A 16,013-nucleotide genomic window follows, 5' to 3' on the forward strand; every position below is an offset into this window, starting at 1 on the left:
AGGTTATTTATGGAGAACACGCAGTTGATAATGAAAAGGAACCGTTTTTTACTTAGATTGCTGTCGGCTTTTTACATATTGGATTTGATGTTTATCTATGCCGTTGACGGTGTAAGAGATTACTGGCTGTTCTGTCTGTGCTTTGCCATTCCCTTCCTTTTTTTATTCATGTTCGAAAAAAAGATGAAGGCGGAATGGATGATGTACTCCTTAACCGCTCTTCTATACGCTTATCTGGTGATGCTGAGCATGACAGTGCCTTCTTACGTTAACATCATGTTTCTTGTTCTGCCCCTTCTTGTATGCACCATTTATCAGAACCGTAAAATCCTGATTTATTCAGCACTTTTTACTACAGCATCACAGCTTTATTTTTTCTATTCAGATTTTGACGTTCTTTTAGACAGTGTCTCGAGCAAAGAAATCTCTTATTACCTCCTGTTTACTTTTCTTGTACTATTCTTCCAGCTTTATTATCTCCAGTTCAGCAATAAGCTCTGGAAACAGGTAAATGATCAGAAAAATGAAATGGCGGTCACACTGGAATCAACAAAAGCCCAGCTGGAATTGCTTTTTTCCCAAAGCAAAGATGCGATTGCGCTATTGGACCAAGATTATAAAGTAACAGCTGTGAATCCCGCTTTTGAAATGCTCTATGGCATGCAGGAAAAAGATTTAGCAGGAAAAAAGTACCCTCATGGAGATTATGAACCGAATCAGGCAGCCATTCATGCTGGAAAAGAAAGTACCATTACGAGGACAGACCGCGCCAAGAATGGCCGTTCCGTTGAAGTGGAAGTAGCCCTATCCCCTATTTACGGGAAAAAAGGGGAATTAATCGCCCATTCAGAAATTATCCGTGATGTGACGGCAAGAAGGACGGAGGAGCTTATGCTGATCCAGTCTGAAAAGCTGAAAGTTGCCGGTGAAATGGCAGCGGGCGTCGCCCATGAAATTAGAAATCCTTTGACCGTGCTCCAGGGGTTTCTCCAAATCCTTCATGAAAAAGCACATGCCGAATATCCATATACGAAAATTATGCTGTCAGAATTAAAAAGACTGAATGAAATCGTGAGCGAATTTTTGATTCTTTCAAAGCCTCAATCTGCAGCGAAAAAATTATTTAACCTGAGAGACATTCTCCAGGAAACGATCAATTTCTTCGGCACTGAAATGGCGCTTAAAAATATTGGGATTGAAGCGGGCGATTTTCAGTCGTATACGATATACGGGGACGGCAATCAGGTTAAACAAGTGCTGATTAATCTCCTGAAAAATTCCAGCGATGCCATGCCGGATGGCGGAATCATCAGGATTTCCTTAAGCCAGTCACGCGATCGAAAGGCCGTGCTTATCATTAGTGACAGCGGGACAGGAATTCCGGCGGATGTGCTGGAAAAAATTAAAGAACCATTTTTTACAACGAAAGAAAAAGGGACAGGGCTTGGCCTGGTTATTACGGAAAAAATTCTAACGCAGCATGGCGGATCAATGGAAATAGAAAGTGAGGAAGGCAGGGGAACGACGGTTAAGCTCTTCCTTCCGATGGCATAAAAGGGCTGGACTTAAGCATCATTCGAGAATCATTTAGAAACCCGGGCGCGCGCCCGGGTTTTTTGAATTGAATACAGGTGCACGCTCCGCTTCTTAAGCTGGATGGCTTGTTCTGTTAAAGAGGCAAGCCAAATCAAATTCTGATTTAATCACACAAAGCCTAAACGGGTTTGTGGGCAAAGCCTTTTTTTCCTTAAGAAAACATAAAAATCCCCAATCAGGCAAAGATTAAGACTGGTAAGAGGAAAGGAGCTGACATCAGAATGAATAGACTGCAGGCAAAAGCAGGAGACACGGTTTATGTGATCTATCGAAATCCCCATACAGCCAATGTGGCCGTCATTAAAGAGGCTGAGGTCGTCCGGCACCCGGAGGACAAAAACGATGTAGCCCTCTTTATGTATGAGACGTATCATGAGCTGCTCCCGGATGATGCTGTTTTTTCTACATATGAAGAAGCAGAGCAGTTATATAATGAACTTTTCAATTCTGAACAATATGAAGGCTAAAGGCGCTTTGAGGAGGGGAACGGAATGGTGAAGCCGTTTATTCCGCAGCTTGTATACATAGAGCCGCGCGCTCTAGAATACCCGCTCGGAGTGGAATTAAAAGAGAAGTTTGAAAAGATGGGTCTCGAAATCAGAGAAACGACATCCCATAACCAGGTTAGGAATATTCCCGGGAAGAATCATCTTCAGCAATATAGGAATGCAAAGTCCACCCTTGTTGTCGGTGTGCGCAAAACGCTGAAATTTGATACATCCAAGCCGTCGGCGGAGTATGCCATTCCGCTCGCCACAGGTTGTATGGGGCACTGCCATTATTGCTATCTTCAGACTACAATGGGGAGCAAACCATATATCAGAACCTATGTGAACGTAGAAGAAATATTAGGGCAGGCACAGGAATACATGGAAGAACGGGCCCCGGAAATCACCCGTTTTGAAGCATCCTGTACGTCTGATATTGTCGGAGTCGATCATTTGACACATTCCCTCAAGCGGGCGATTGAATACTTTGGACAAAGCGATCTCGGACAGCTCCGGTTTGTGACCAAGTTCCATCACGTGGATCATCTGCTTGATGCCAACCATAACGGGAAAACCCGATTCCGGTTCAGTGTCAATGCTGATTATGTCATTAAAAACTTTGAACCCGGCACCTCTCCCCTTGATAAAAGAATTGAAGCAGCGGTCAAAGTAGCAAGGGCCGGGTATCCTCTCGGTTTTATCGTTGCACCGATTTATATTCATGAAGGCTGGCAGGAAGGGTACAAACAGCTCTTTATTAAACTCAGTGAATCCCTCCCTAAAGACACAGTGCAGGATATTACGTTTGAAATGATACAGCATCGTTTTACAAAGCCGGCAAAACGGGTGATTGAAAAAAATTATCCGAAAACGAAGCTTGAAATGAGTGAAGAAGAGCGCCGCTATAAATGGGGCAGATATGGAATCGGAAAATACATTTATCAAAAGGACGAAGAACAGGAACTAAGGGATACATTGGAGGATTACATTGAACACTATTTTCCGCAGGCGAAAATTGAATATTTCACGTAAGCGGCGGCAAAAAGACAGCTCTTTATAGGCTGTTCTTTTTTCGTATGAGACCCTGAAAATGTCCGCTTTTGCCAGTGTGTGATAAAATGAAACCAATAAATACAAGGGGTGGTATAGATGGATTTAAATTTGCAGCATAAAACAGCTCTTGTCATTGCCTCAAGCCAGGGACTGGGCAAAGCTGTAGCTAAGAAGTTAGCACAGGAAGGGGCAAATGTCGTTATAACAGGAAGAGATGCGGAAAAGTTAGAGATCCTGCAGCAGGAGCTTGCCTACATAGGGGACGGGCGTATTATCAGCAAGGTTTGTGATATCACCGATCTCGAGCAGATTAAAGAGCTTGTCCGCCACACAGTAGAAGAGTTTGGGGAAATTGATGTGCTCGTCAACAATGCGGGAGGACCTCCTGCCGGAACATTTGAAGAGATAAGTGATGACCAATGGTACAAGGCATTTGAACTGAATCTTCTGAGCTATGTAAGAGTCATTCGCGAAGTCCTTCCATTTATGAAGGAAAAAGGCGGAAGAATCGTGAATATCGCCTCTTCTTCCGTGAAGGAACCGATTGCCGGCCTCTTGCTGTCTAATACGTTCAGAATGGGGATTGTCGGCCTGACTAAAACGTTATCCCAGGAATATGCACCGCAGAACATTTTAATAAATACACTCGCACCAGGAAGAATTGCAACAGACAGGGTCGCCTTTTTGGATGAAACATCTGCGAAGAACAACGGGATCACAGCAGAAGAAATGGCTGAGAAAAATAAATCATTGATCCCGCTTGGAAGATACGGAGAGCCGGAGGAATTTGCCAACTATGCCGTATTCTTATTATCCGGTGCGAATACATACGTGACAGGCCAAACACTGCTGGTCGACGGCGGAATGGTTAAGTCTGTTTAAGCTGAAAGGGTAAGGAGAGGAAAATGATGAAGAAAGCAGCATTTATAGGAATTGGAGTTATGGGGAAAAGCATGGCCGGCCACTTAATGGATAAAGGGTACTCTTTATCCGTCTATACAAGGACGAAAACGAAAGCGGACGAGCTCATTAAAAAGGGGGCCATCTGGGCGGACACGGTGCAGGAGGCTGCAGCAGAAGCAGACTTTGTCATTACGATGGTCGGGTACCCTCACGATGTCGAAGCCATTTATCTCGGTGAGAACGGAATCATCGAATCTGCAAAAACAGGCGCCATCCTGATTGATATGACAACTTCGAAGCCGTCTCTGGCCATCCGGATAGCCGATGCAGCCCGAAGCAGGGGACTGGAAGCGATTGATGCACCTGTTTCCGGAGGTGACGTTGGGGCGAGAGAAGCGAAGCTTGCCATAATGGCAGGCGGAGACCGCGATGCCTTTGAAAAATGTCTGCCTCTTTTTGAAGCAATGGGGAATAATATTGTTTATCAGGGTCCTGCAGGCTCAGGCCAGCATACAAAAATGAGCAATCAAATTGCGATTGCCTCGGGCATGATTGCCGCCTGTGAAGCGCTTGCCTATGCAGAAAAATCAGGCCTTGATCCTGAAAACGTACTGAAAAGCATATCGACTGGCGCTGCGGGAAGCTGGTCACTCAGCAATCTTGCACCGCGCATGCTGAAAGGAAATTTTGAACCGGGATTTTATGTGAAGCATTTTATTAAAGATATGAAAATTGCCAAAGAAGAATCTGAATCGTTCGGGATGAAAGTCCCTGGATTGGACTTGGCCCTTTCTCTATATGAAAAATTAGAGGAGATGGGTGAGGAAAACAGCGGAACCCATGCTCTCTATAAGCTCTGGAAACAAGAGAGAATCTAGGTTAAAGGGTTATGTAAATAAAAAAACAGCCGCTGCAAAGCGGCTGTCTCTTACTCTCAAACTCTATTATTTACCGATGAACTGCTGAGTCCAGTAGTTGCCTTCTGCAACATGTCCAACTCCGATATGAGTGAACTCAGGGTTCATGATGTTTTTACGGTGTCCTTCACTGTTCATCCATGCCTGTACAACTTCTTCTGGAGATTTTTGTCCCATTGCGATGTTTTCACCGGCAGTTTGGTACTGAATGCCGAATTTTTTCATCATATCAAACGGAGATCCGTAAGTTGGGCTGTTATGATCAAAGTAGTTGTTCTTTTGCATATCTGCTGATTTCTCTTTTGCCACTTTGCTTAAGTTCTCATCCACTGCAAGCGGTTTAAGACCTTGCTTTTCGCGTTCTTTGTTTGTAAGTTCTACAACTTGCTGTTCAAATTCGCTTAGAGCGCCGGATTTAGCTGATTCTTGTTTAGGCTTCTCAGAAGCTTGTTCTTTTGCTGGTGCCTGCTGCTGTGCTTGAGCTGGAGCCTGAGCTTTTTCCTGAGGCTGAGCTTGTTCAGGTGCTTGATTCTGTTGAGGCTGCTGTCCTGCAGGGCATGGCTGGCCTTGGCTGTTCTGTGCCTGCTCTTGACCTGGCTGCGCCTGCTGCTGTTGAGCTGCCTGTGCTTGCTTTCCAAGAAGCTGCTGAACTTGCTCTTGAATTTGTTTTTGGCTGCCGTTGCCTTCAGCTGCCTGCTGAACTTGCTCCGGGCTGATATTAAATTTCTCGCTAAGCTGCGTTACTTTAGCCTGTACGTTTTGCTGGGAAAGTTCCTGTGCACTTGCTGGATTGCCTCCGCCGAATGTAACGAATCCTGCCGCCGCTGCGACTGATATAATGAAAGATTTCTTAGTAGTGTTCTTCATAAGTTAAAGCCCTCCTAAAAAATGTTTGTTTTTGTTTTTCTGTGGTGCTCTCTTGCACAAACTCATCATAACACGCTAGTTTCGTAATAATAGAGCCACGGTTTTCCATCGTCAGAAAAGAGAATGAACCAAACCTTTCCAATTCTGTGAAACTGTGATTATATCAAGGTTTGCTGAACTATCTTTATGTAAGTAACCATCCTTTTACTAGTGGAATTCTTCCATAAAATTCAACGGATTGAAGTTATTTCTTTGAATTTAATGTTGACAGTAAAAATAGGCCGTTCGACATATGACAACTGTTACGTAAGTGTTACAATAGGAATGTTATTTTACAAAACCGTATATGAAATAGATAAGAATTTGAAAGGAGTTATCATCAATTGACTGAGCAAGCTGCAAATTCCCCCGAGAACCGGAAGCTGAAACGATCACGCCACTTTCGGATCAACATTTTCTTCTTTTGCGTATTTTTGATTTTCACCCTGCTTATCGTTCGCCTCGGAGTTGTTCAAATCGTAAAAGGGGAAGAGTATACAAAAGAGGTATCAAGAACAGAAGCCAATATTTCTTCCTACCCGGCACCAAGGGGAAAAATGTATGACCGGTATGGAAGGGTAGTTGTGGACAATGTCAGTGTCCCTGCCATTACCTATTCAGTTGAAAAGAGCACGAAAACGGAAGACAAGCTGAAAACCGCCAAAAAACTGGCGGAATATATTGAAGTGGAAGAGGAAGCCCTTCAATATACGGCTGAACAGAAAAGCGAACGCGACATCCGCGACTACTGGCTTGCCGCCCATCAAGAAGAAGCGGCGAAGCTTTTAAAGAAAAAAGAATTGAAAAAGAGCGGCAAGGAGCAATATAAGCTGCAGGTTGAACGGGTTCCTGATAAGGAAGTGGAGGAAATCCGCACGAATCCCGAGGAACTTGAAATGGCGGTTCTGTTTAAACGCTTTTCAGCAGGCTACCAGTATGAACCGCAAATTATAAAATCGCAGGCACCGCCAAAAGACAAAGTGCCGAGTGCCAAAAATATGCTGACGAACGATGAAATGGCCAGAGTGTCGGAGAACATCGAGTCCATGCCTGGAATCAATATCATCACGGACTGGAACAGGAAATATGCCTATGGGGACACGCTTGGAAGCATTCTGGGAGGGGTCACCACATCATCCCAAGGGATTTTGCAGGAACGGAAATCCTATTACCAGTCCCGCGGATATGCCCGCAACGACCGGGTAGGCAAGTCCCGTCTTGAATATCAGTATGAGGATTATCTCAATCCCCGTAAGGCCAAAATTCAATATGTAACAGATAAAAGCGGGAAGACGATCTCTGAAAAAGTAGTGGACCCGGGAAGACGCGGCCTTGACCTGGAGCTGACATTTGATGCAGAGCTTCAGCAGCAAGTCGAAAAAATTGTGGAAGAAGAACTTAAAAAAGTGGTGGGAGACAGCCCATATGCAGACCGGGCCTTCGTGGTCATGATGGATCCTTATCAAGGGGATATCCTCGCGATGGCTGGAAAAGGATATGACCGGTACAACTCGAAGAAATTTTATGATTTTTCCTATGGCGCTTATACGACTCAGTATGAGATGGGATCGGCTGTTAAGGGAGCCACGCTTCTAAGCGGTTTTCAATCCGGACTTAAACCCGGGACTTCTTTTAATGATAATGTTCCTATTCTTTTAAAAAATGCAAAACCGAAAAAATCACTCCATCCAAGCGGATGGGTGGATGACCGGGAAGCACTTGAAGTGAGTTCCAACGTATACATGTTCCGTACAGCAATGGAAATTGCGGACATTCCATATGTTCCAAATGGCAAATTTCCGGCCGGTCCGGATGATTTGCAGAAGTTCAGAAACTTAAATGACCAGTTTGGCCTAGGCGTTCCAACCGGTATTGATCTTCCGGGTGAAGCACATGGTCAGCGATCACATCCTGATATAGTTGGGGGATTGCTTCTCGACGTTGCCATCGGCCAGTACGACACGTATACGCCTTTGCAGATGGCTCAATACATTTCCGTTATCGCGAATGGCGGGTTCCGCGTTGAACCCCGGGTTGTCCGATCCATTCATGAACCGGTTAATGAGAACAAGCCCGGTCCGCTCGTAGTGGAAAAAGATCCGAAAATACTCAATGGAATCAACAATACCCCCGGACAGATTGAGCGGATCAAAGAAGGAATGAAGCTCGTTACAAAAGGATCAAGAGGTACAGCCAGAGCATATTTTAAAGGTTTGGATGTAGCAGGAAAAACGGGAACGACCCAGTCATTTTATACAAACCTTCAGAAAGGCATTAAAATGAAATCTGTCAGTAATGTTACCTTTGTAGGATTTTATCCGACCGATCACCCGAAGGTGGCATTCAGCGTGACGGTACCGAGCGTGAGAAACAAGTCTAACTCCACAACGGCAAGCCGTGTCATTGGAGACCGGATTATGAAGGCTTACGTAAATCTTGAAAAGAAATACGAAGGTCAGGAAGATAAATCCACGGTGAAACTGGAAGATGAGAAACCTGATCAGAATGATACAAATTAAAAACCGCTGCCTAGCGGTTCTTTTTTTTGCCATTCATATCCCATTCTGTGCGTAGCAAACTATAAATGGCGTATTTATAGCCGACAATGAAGAATGAGGTGATGAATCATGGCCAAACGAACAAAAAAGCATGATGCAGACCAAAAGAACAAAAAAGGATTCGACTCTGCCAAAACAGACACCGAATTTGCACATGAATCAGGGAGTCATCATGTAAATGAGCTTCATCACGAAAAAGCAAAAAAAGAAAAAGCATCCAAAAACCAAGGGCAGTATAAAGGGATGCATTAACCAGAAATCGTCTGGATATTACATGCATCCAAGCAGCGTATGCATCAATATCCTTTCTATTTCACTGGCTTATAGCCCCCGGGCAGGATGTGTGACAGTTCACAGCATCCCCGGGGGTGTTCTGTTTAGCGGCAAGAGCCGCCATCTTTTCCTTTTATCTGCAGGTTTAAGAAAAGGAGTCATTCAGCAAAAGCTTCCCTTTTAAGAAAAATGGAAACTTTTGAAAGTGCTTGAAGGATTCGGGGAGGATTTCTCGAATGTTTATTGATATCAAATTACATAAAAAGCGAAAGCACTGTTAGGAGATAAGATTCATCTGATAGCTTTTCCGAAAAGGGGGGGAAGCCATGGATCAGCAAAGGGAAAAAACAGATTACATGTATACCGTGCTTAATGCAAAAGGGAAAATTTTATACGCATCAGCGAATGCTGAAGATTTCACCAGCTACAGCAATAATGAGCTGATTGGGGAAGATCTGGTTGATTATGTATACAGGGAAGATATTGATACAGTCGAACAGTATCTGAAGCACGAGCATCACATGTTTCCATGCACCTTTCGGATGAAAACGAAAGAAGCTTCCACCGTTTGGGTAGAAGCGACAATGGATTATATTCAAAGCATGACCGGATTAAAAAGAAGAGAAGAAATCGTACTGAAAGTCGTGCTTTGCGAAAACAAAAGAAACCTTCTTGAGTACCGTTCATATTCTCATGCCGGGGATCTTGAAGGGGATACATATTTGAATCATCTCCCCAGCCCGCTGCTAATCACCGTTAAGGGGATCATTCATTTTGCCAATAAAGAAGCCGTTTCTTTGCTTCACGCAAGCCACGCGGATAAGCTGATCGGTTTAGACTCCCTTGAACTGATACAGGATGAATACAAAGAAATATTCCGTAACCGTATTGAACGGCTTCAAAAGGGCGGGAAGACCGGAATCATTGAACAAACTTGGCGAAGGCTTGATGGCAATCCAATTGAGATCGAAGTAAAGACCTCCTCTATTGAATATGAGCAGCAGAGGGCGGAGCTAGTCGTTCTCCTGGATATATCCGCCCGCAAAAGGTTTCAGAAAATCCTTCAGAAAAGCCGGGAGAGGTACCAGCGTCTCATACAGAATTCTTTGGACACAATTGCCGTTATCCACAGAAATAAATGGGTGTTTATCAATGAATCCGGAGTCAGACTTTTCAAGGCTTCCGGCTATCAGGATATGCTGGGCAAGGATTTTACGCAGTTTATGGACCGGGACCAGCAGCCGCTTGCTGCTTCATTTATAAGAAGGATTCTTCAAGGCGGGGCTGATTCGGAAGTGGGGGAAATAATCTGGAGAACGTACGAAAACCAGCTGATTTATACCGAGATGGTTTGTATTCCCACCTCCTATTTCGGGGAGCCGGCTGTCCAAGTGATTTTAAGGGATTTGTCAGAGAAGAAAAAGACGGAAGAGCTGATGCTGCAGTCTGAAAAGCTATCGGTAGCGGGTCAGCTGGCTGCGGGCATTGCCCATGAAATCCGCAATCCGCTTACTGCCATTAAAGGATTTCTTCAGCTGATGAGGACGAAAGAAAATCGCGGTGACCAATATTTTGATATCGTTTTTGGAGAACTGGACCGGATTGAACTGATTTTAAGTGAGCTGCTTGTATTAGCAAAGCCCCAGACAAGCATGTTTGTGGAAACGGATTTGAAAAAGCTGATCTTGGAAGTGACGACCCTGCTTGAAACTCAAGCTAATTTAAATGGGGTCTTTATTGAAAATATCCATCCTGATGGAGAATCGATGCTTTTCGGTGATCCCAATCAGCTGAAACAAGTCTTTATCAATCTGATTAAGAATGCAATCGATGCGATGCCGAGCGGCGGAAAGGTCAGAATTTCTACAAAAGCGGCTGGCGATAAAATCATTGCGGTGGTTGAAGATGAAGGAGAAGGCATCCCCCAGTCCATATTGAAAAAAATCGGGAGCCCCTTTTTTACAACGAAGGAAAAAGGGACGGGGCTTGGTTTGATGATTACGTATAAGATCATTGAAAATCATTTTGGAAAAGTCGATCTTGACAGTCAAATAGGAAAAGGGACGACATTTACAATTAGTTTTCCTGCAAAAGAAGGACGCCCGGTCAGCTGAGCGTCCTTTTTTGTATGCTGTTTAGATGGGCTGAACGACATTTCGAATGAAGTGATCCAGGCGATCCATCCCTTTTTCAAGCTCTTCCATTGAATAGGCATAGGAAATGCGGACATAGCCTTCCCCATGTTTAGAAAAAGCGCTCCCCGGCACAACGGCGACACCGCCGTCGCTTACGAGCGAGAGGGCAAAATCAAAGGATGACAGGCCGAACTTTTTAATCGACGGGAAAATATAAAAAGCTCCGGTAGGCCTTGCTGTTTCAATCCCCATTTTAATGAGTCGTCCATACACATATTCCATTCTCTTCCGATACTGATCCCGCATGATGAGTGCATCATCGATTCCATTCGTCAGCGCTTCAAAAGCTGCTTTTTGCGAGATGGAAGATGCACAGGATACATTATACTGATGAACCTTCAGCATATGCTTCACGATCTCCTTGCGGGCAAATACGAATCCAATTCTCCAGCCGGTCATGCTGTGGGATTTGGAGAGTCCATTGATCACAATGGTTTGACCGGGGAGCATAGAGGCAATGGAATAATGTGAATTGGTAAAGGAAAGCTCACTGTATATTTCATCAGATAAAACGAAAATATCCCTGCCCCTTAAAAGCCCGGCAATTTTTTCAAGCTCTTCCCGGTCAAGTGTCATGCCGGTAGGATTTGAGGGATAAGGCAAAATGACACATCGGGTTTTGTCTGTCAGTCTGGCCTCAATCTGTTCTGCTGTCAGTTTAAACTGGGTTCTCGTTGTATCGGCATGCACCGGAATCGCTCCGCACAGCCGTATAATCGGCTCGTAGCCCGGGTAGACGGGTCCTGGAAGGATAACCTCGCTGCCTTCCGTCAGTATCGTCCTGAGCGTGATGTCAATCGCCTGGCTTGCTCCGGCTGTCACAATGACTTCGTCTTCGGGACTGTATGAAAGCCTGTATTTTTTTAATAAATAATCGGCTGCCGCATTCCGCAGTTCAGGGAACCCGGCATTATGGGTATACGAAGTGAAATTTTCATCTATCGCTTTTTTAGCTGCCGCTTTCACATGATGAGGAGTGAAAAAATCAGGCTGGCCGATCGTGAGGGAAACTACATCCTCATAGTCTGCCACTAGATTAAAAAACTTCCGTATTCCTGACATTTCAATTTCTCTCACTCTGGGCTGGATTAAATGTTCCATACAATCACCTTTTCTTCTCGTGCTTATGTATCATTTTAACAAAACTTGTGCCGAAATTGTTAAGATAAACAATTTATGTCCCAAAATCCTGCATACAAAAGGAAAGGTTCCTATTGTATACTGAAAGAAGGGGGTTTGATTCCATTATGAAAGGGTAAATTCATATGGAGTAAAACTGTTAATCGGAGTTGGAGCATATGATTCGGACTGTTGCCGTAGCAAACACTGGAGAAGTTATCTATGATTTACCTCTCAGTTCATTAAAAAAAGAGGATTACAAATGGTATTGGGTTGATTTCCAGGAGCCCACTGAAAAAGAAGTTCTCCTTCTTTCTAAATTTTTCCGTTTCCATCCGCTTGCCATAGAAGACTGTGTGGAATTTACACAGCGTCCTAAAATGGATTTTTATGACGGCTATTTTTTTCTTGTTCTTCATGCCATTCACCAAAAAACATTGGATGCAGATGAAGTGGATTTATTCGTAAGTGACCGGTATCTCGTATCCTTTCATAAAAAACCGATAAGAGAAATAAGCAACATGTTTTTAAAGGTAAAAAAAGATACTGCGATGCAGGCAGGACCCCTTCAGATTATGTACCAGATTCTGGATAAGCTTGTAGATGATTATTTTCCTCCTGTCTACCGGCTTGAAGATGTGCTGAACCAGCTGGAGGATAAAACCGAGGAGAGAACCATCAGTTCTCTTATGGAAGAGGTTTTTTCTATCCGTACGGATCTTTCCAGCGTCAGAAGAAGCATTATCCCGATGAGGGATTTGCTTTATCGAATGATCAGCTCTTCAAAGCTTAGCGGATTAAAGGAAAAAGAAATCTATCTTCAGGATGTATATGACCATTTGCTGAAGCTTGTGGAAATGATCGATGCGAACCGGGAACTCACGGCTGATATCAGGGACAGCTATCTCTCCATCAGTTCGGATAAAATGAATCGAATTATGATGACCCTGACGGTGATGTCCTCCATTTTTCTTCCGCTCACCTTTATTGCTGGTCTTTACGGCATGAATTTTCAGTATATGCCCGAGCTGCAGGGAAAAAATAATTATTTTGTCGTCTTGGGAATCATGATCGTCATCGCGTTCATCATGATAGGGTTCTTTTGGAAGGTAGGCTGGCTTCGCTACAAAAAATCAAAATTTTAACGTACTTGCAGGATAAATAACCACTAAGAAGGTGAATCGTGTGCTTCCAGATGATACCTATCTTACACCGGAAGAAAAAGTTCTTGTTGTAAAATTGAGAAATGAAATGTTTAATGCTATGACGCTTGAGCATATGAAATTTTACAAGAATGAAATGGAAAAAATCTATGAACAGGCTGTACGGAGAGAAGAATTTAAAGAAAAAATGAAAAAGATGGAAGATGAAATCCGGTCCCTGGTATAGAGGGACCGGATTCTTTTTTCAGCTTATCAGCGTTCAGCAAAAGGAAGCTCGCCTTTTACCGTTTTTTAAACCGCGAATTAAAGTATAATAAAGAGAAGAGAATGAAGCGGAGGGCTTGCCTATTATGATTAGAATAGCGATTATTGGCCAATCAGGGGAAATCCCGGAAGACATCTGCACCATTGCAGAAGAAGCGGGAGCGGAGGTTGCGAAAAGAGGGGCAGTTCTTCTGACAGGCGGAGGCAGCGGAGTCATGGAGCATGCTTCCAAAGGGGCAAAGGAAGCAGGCGGGCTTGTGATTGGGATATTGGCGGGAGACCGTACGGATGTAGCCAATGACTATTTAGATGTTCCAATCACAACGGGCCTCGGATTTGATTACCGGAGTCTGATTCTCGTCCATTCATGCGATGCCATTATCATGATCCGCGGCGGCAATGGAACGCTCGGTGAACTGTCTGCTGCTTACATGAACAGCAAGCCGGTTGTAGCCGTTGAATCATCAGGAGGATGGGCAGCTAAAATAAAAGAGACAGCCTTTGAGGGGATGTATCTGGATGAGCGAAGAACCGTAGAAATCCACTATGCTTTGACAGGAAAGCTTGCTGTGGATAGGGCGTTCGAATTGCTAAGCCAGAAATGGGACAAATCCAGAAATACTGGTCTGACAGGAGATTGAATAAAATTGACTCAGCAAGCCTGCTGGCTGAAAAAGAAAAAAAAGGCTGACTGGATTTTTCCAGTCAGCCTCTTGAAATTTCTGTTAAGCTTGGCTATTGATTGCAGCCGGCAGGCGGTGAACCCCATCCTGGCTGCGCCACGGCGGGGTCTTTCCCGCTGCATCAAGCATAAATCTCAAATGTCTCTGCGCCCAAAAAAAATTAAATATCATGCTTTAACATCGACCAAATTAAAAACAGGTAAATGAACTGATTTGTCTAAGGTCGATGCCGAAGTAGCCCCATTGCCTGAACTGAGGGAACCATCTAAATCCTGCGACAGAATTTCTTCCGACAAATGTCGGGTAAAACCAGAATTGCTGCCCGTTAATAAGCCATACATACGTATTGCGGAATAAGCACCGGCGAATTCCGCCCGGATCTACGGCAAATGCTGTCGCCTGCTGCTGCTGAGGAGTAAAGGACGGGGGAGGGCCAGGCGGCTGCTGACTCGGACCTTGCTGACCGCCTCCTCCTCCAGGAAATCCTCCGCCGGGCGGAGGGGGAGGGGGCTGAAGCATTTGGCGGTCATATGGATAGACCGGATATGAATAAAAATCGTAGGGGTTCGTGATATATGGATACATAGTGTTCCTCCTTCGTGAGGGAAAATGTAGTCATTGTACATTATGTCAGGAAGGAGTCATGGGTGTTTGCCCGTTTAAATTTCAGCGGGGAATTTCTGCCCGGGTATGTAATGAAGGTAACAGCTTTTCAAAATGGATTTGCATTGTTTTTTTGCGATGGCTGCCGCCTTGCTGATCGATTCGCTCGTCTGGAAATGTGTCGCCTGATTGGTCAGAACAGCGATGGAGATGGAAACCAAAGGGATTTTTTCGTATTGGTTCTTTCTTGAAAGGCCGAATGTATACCCCCGTTTCCAATCTTCTTCTTCATAGTATTTTTGTGCAACGACTGTAAACTCCTTAATCACTTGATTGCAAAGGGACTCAAAATCATAATGGGGAAGGACACCGATAAAATCGTCTCCTCCGATATGGCCTATAAAAGCGTTCTCATCCCGGAGATATTTAATCAGGATGTTAGCGGTTTCTTTTATAAGCAAGTCTCCGCGCTTAAAGCCAAAAAGATCATTGTATTCCTTGAAAAAATCCAGATCGGCATAGAGCAGAGAATAAGGAGAATTTTTACTGATCATATCGTTAAGCTTCTGTTCAATCAGGACGTTGCCGGGAAGACCGGTCAGCGGGTTGGTCCAGGTTGCCAAGTCTGCCTGAACTTCTGCAAATTTAATGAGGAGATTTTTAATGCTTATGATGCCGGAGTACCTTCCCTCTGAAGTGACAATGATGGAATCATAAAGGTGCTCCTGATTGCGACTCATGGCCAGGGAGCTGACTGCAGTCAAACTTTCCCCGCTGTCGACAATTAAGGGGGCCGGATCCATGATCAATTCAATCGGGCGGCCCATAAAAAGGTCATATCCATATTTAGCGGATAATTTAAAATTGTATCTTGATTTCATGACAAGACCAATGGGGCGCTCTTCATTCACAACCACGATTCCTTGGACGGAAGGATGGTTTGTAAAAATTTCTTCCGCAGCCTGGGTTTTCACATTGCCTGTAATGACCGGGGCTTTTTCAATGATATCTCCAATTTTTATCATAAGCATGACTCCTTGGCTAATTCGCATTCCATCTTACCTACTACTATTTTACTATAGTCTTCCAAATGGTTCTATTAAATTTTTGTAAAGAAACACCATCTGAACGTAAAAAAAGTGGTTCCAGGCACGATCCTTCGATTGAGCTGAACAGATTTTTTTCATTTATTTACAGAAAGGAACATGAAAATACAGGATTGGATAAGCTTTCACAACTTTTTATTTGGCTGGCGGAGATTTCGTGATATATTTTGAATTGGTATAAAGAAA

General features: G+C 44.1%; 16 protein-coding genes. 12 read left to right on the forward strand and 4 right to left on the reverse strand.

The window, feature by feature from the left end; translation table 11 throughout:
- Positions 1–9: 9 nt before the first annotated feature.
- The 5 genes from CEF21_RS09795 (at position 10) to CEF21_RS09815 (ending at position 4,918) form a co-directional block, all read left to right on the forward strand.
- Complete coding sequence (locus tag CEF21_RS09795; RefSeq protein WP_164462145.1) at positions 10–1,554, forward strand: ATP-binding protein; 1,545 nt, start codon at positions 10–12, stop codon at positions 1,552–1,554.
- Positions 1,555–1,817: 263 nt separating this feature from the next.
- Positions 1,818–2,063, forward strand: a complete 246-nt coding sequence (locus CEF21_RS09800; RefSeq protein ID WP_123915847.1) for a transcriptional regulator SplA domain-containing protein — start codon at positions 1,818–1,820, stop codon at positions 2,061–2,063.
- A gap of 24 nt (positions 2,064–2,087) precedes the next feature.
- The gene (gene splB, locus CEF21_RS09805) at positions 2,088–3,116 is read left to right on the forward strand and encodes a spore photoproduct lyase (RefSeq protein ID WP_123915850.1); all 1,029 of its coding nucleotides are present in this window, start codon (positions 2,088–2,090) and stop codon (positions 3,114–3,116) included.
- 117 nt (positions 3,117–3,233) lie between these two features.
- Complete coding sequence (locus CEF21_RS09810; protein ID WP_123915853.1) at positions 3,234–4,019, forward strand: SDR family oxidoreductase; 786 nt, start codon at positions 3,234–3,236, stop codon at positions 4,017–4,019.
- A gap of 23 nt (positions 4,020–4,042) precedes the next feature.
- Positions 4,043–4,918, forward strand: coding sequence for an NAD(P)-dependent oxidoreductase (locus CEF21_RS09815; protein WP_123915856.1), 876 nt, complete (start codon positions 4,043–4,045; stop codon positions 4,916–4,918).
- Positions 4,919–4,984: 66 nt separating this feature from the next.
- Here CEF21_RS09815 and CEF21_RS09820 read toward each other — a convergent pair whose 3' ends face one another.
- The gene (locus CEF21_RS09820) at positions 4,985–5,824 is read right to left on the reverse strand and encodes a CAP domain-containing protein (protein WP_123915859.1); all 840 of its coding nucleotides are present in this window, start codon (positions 5,822–5,824) and stop codon (positions 4,985–4,987) included.
- A 383-nt stretch (positions 5,825–6,207) separates the two neighbouring features.
- Here CEF21_RS09820 and CEF21_RS09825 point away from each other — a divergent pair, with 383 nt between their 5' ends.
- From CEF21_RS09825 to CEF21_RS09835, 3 genes are all read left to right on the forward strand, one after another.
- On the forward strand, positions 6,208–8,382 hold the full coding sequence (locus CEF21_RS09825) for a peptidoglycan D,D-transpeptidase FtsI family protein (RefSeq protein ID WP_241156810.1): 2,175 nt from the start codon (positions 6,208–6,210) through the stop codon (positions 8,380–8,382).
- Between the two features lie 108 nt (positions 8,383–8,490).
- Complete coding sequence (locus CEF21_RS09830; protein ID WP_123915862.1) at positions 8,491–8,673, forward strand: hypothetical protein; 183 nt, start codon at positions 8,491–8,493, stop codon at positions 8,671–8,673.
- Between the two features lie 347 nt (positions 8,674–9,020).
- Positions 9,021–10,808: a PAS domain S-box protein gene (locus CEF21_RS09835; RefSeq protein ID WP_123915865.1), complete on the forward strand. Its 1,788-nt coding sequence runs from the start codon at positions 9,021–9,023 to the stop codon at positions 10,806–10,808.
- A gap of 21 nt (positions 10,809–10,829) precedes the next feature.
- Here the strand turns inward: CEF21_RS09835 and CEF21_RS09840 are convergent, their stop codons facing one another.
- Positions 10,830–11,990, reverse strand: a complete 1,161-nt coding sequence (locus tag CEF21_RS09840) for an aminotransferase A (RefSeq protein ID WP_123915868.1) — start codon at positions 11,988–11,990, stop codon at positions 10,830–10,832.
- 197 nt (positions 11,991–12,187) lie between these two features.
- On the opposite strand from CEF21_RS09840, the gene corA reads away from it, so the two are divergent.
- The 4 genes from corA (at position 12,188) to CEF21_RS09860 (ending at position 14,325) form a co-directional block, all read left to right on the forward strand.
- Entirely contained in the window at positions 12,188–13,153 is a 966-nt protein-coding gene (corA, locus tag CEF21_RS09845; protein WP_123915872.1) for a magnesium/cobalt transporter CorA, read from the forward strand.
- Positions 13,154–13,193: 40 nt separating this feature from the next.
- The gene (locus CEF21_RS09850; RefSeq protein WP_123915875.1) at positions 13,194–13,397 is read left to right on the forward strand and encodes a hypothetical protein; all 204 of its coding nucleotides are present in this window, start codon (positions 13,194–13,196) and stop codon (positions 13,395–13,397) included.
- Positions 13,398–13,521: 124 nt separating this feature from the next.
- On the forward strand, positions 13,522–14,076 hold the full coding sequence (locus CEF21_RS09855; protein WP_123915879.1) for a TIGR00725 family protein: 555 nt from the start codon (positions 13,522–13,524) through the stop codon (positions 14,074–14,076).
- Positions 14,077–14,082: 6 nt separating this feature from the next.
- Positions 14,083–14,325, forward strand: a complete 243-nt coding sequence (locus tag CEF21_RS09860) for a hypothetical protein (protein WP_123915881.1) — start codon at positions 14,083–14,085, stop codon at positions 14,323–14,325.
- Here the strand turns inward: CEF21_RS09860 and CEF21_RS09865 are convergent.
- Both CEF21_RS09865 and CEF21_RS09870 read right to left on the reverse strand, forming a co-directional pair.
- Entirely contained in the window at positions 14,308–14,703 is a 396-nt protein-coding gene (locus tag CEF21_RS09865) for a hypothetical protein (RefSeq protein ID WP_123915883.1), read from the reverse strand. The two genes, CEF21_RS09860 and CEF21_RS09865, sit on opposite strands and share 18 nt — an antisense overlap.
- A 74-nt stretch (positions 14,704–14,777) precedes the next feature.
- Entirely contained in the window at positions 14,778–15,746 is a 969-nt protein-coding gene (locus tag CEF21_RS09870) for a GGDEF domain-containing protein (RefSeq protein WP_164462146.1), read from the reverse strand.
- Positions 15,747–16,013 lie beyond the last annotated feature (267 nt).

The organism is Bacillus sp. FJAT-42376, from assembly GCF_003816055.1.
Classification (GTDB): domain Bacteria; phylum Bacillota; class Bacilli; order Bacillales; family Bacillaceae; genus Metabacillus_B.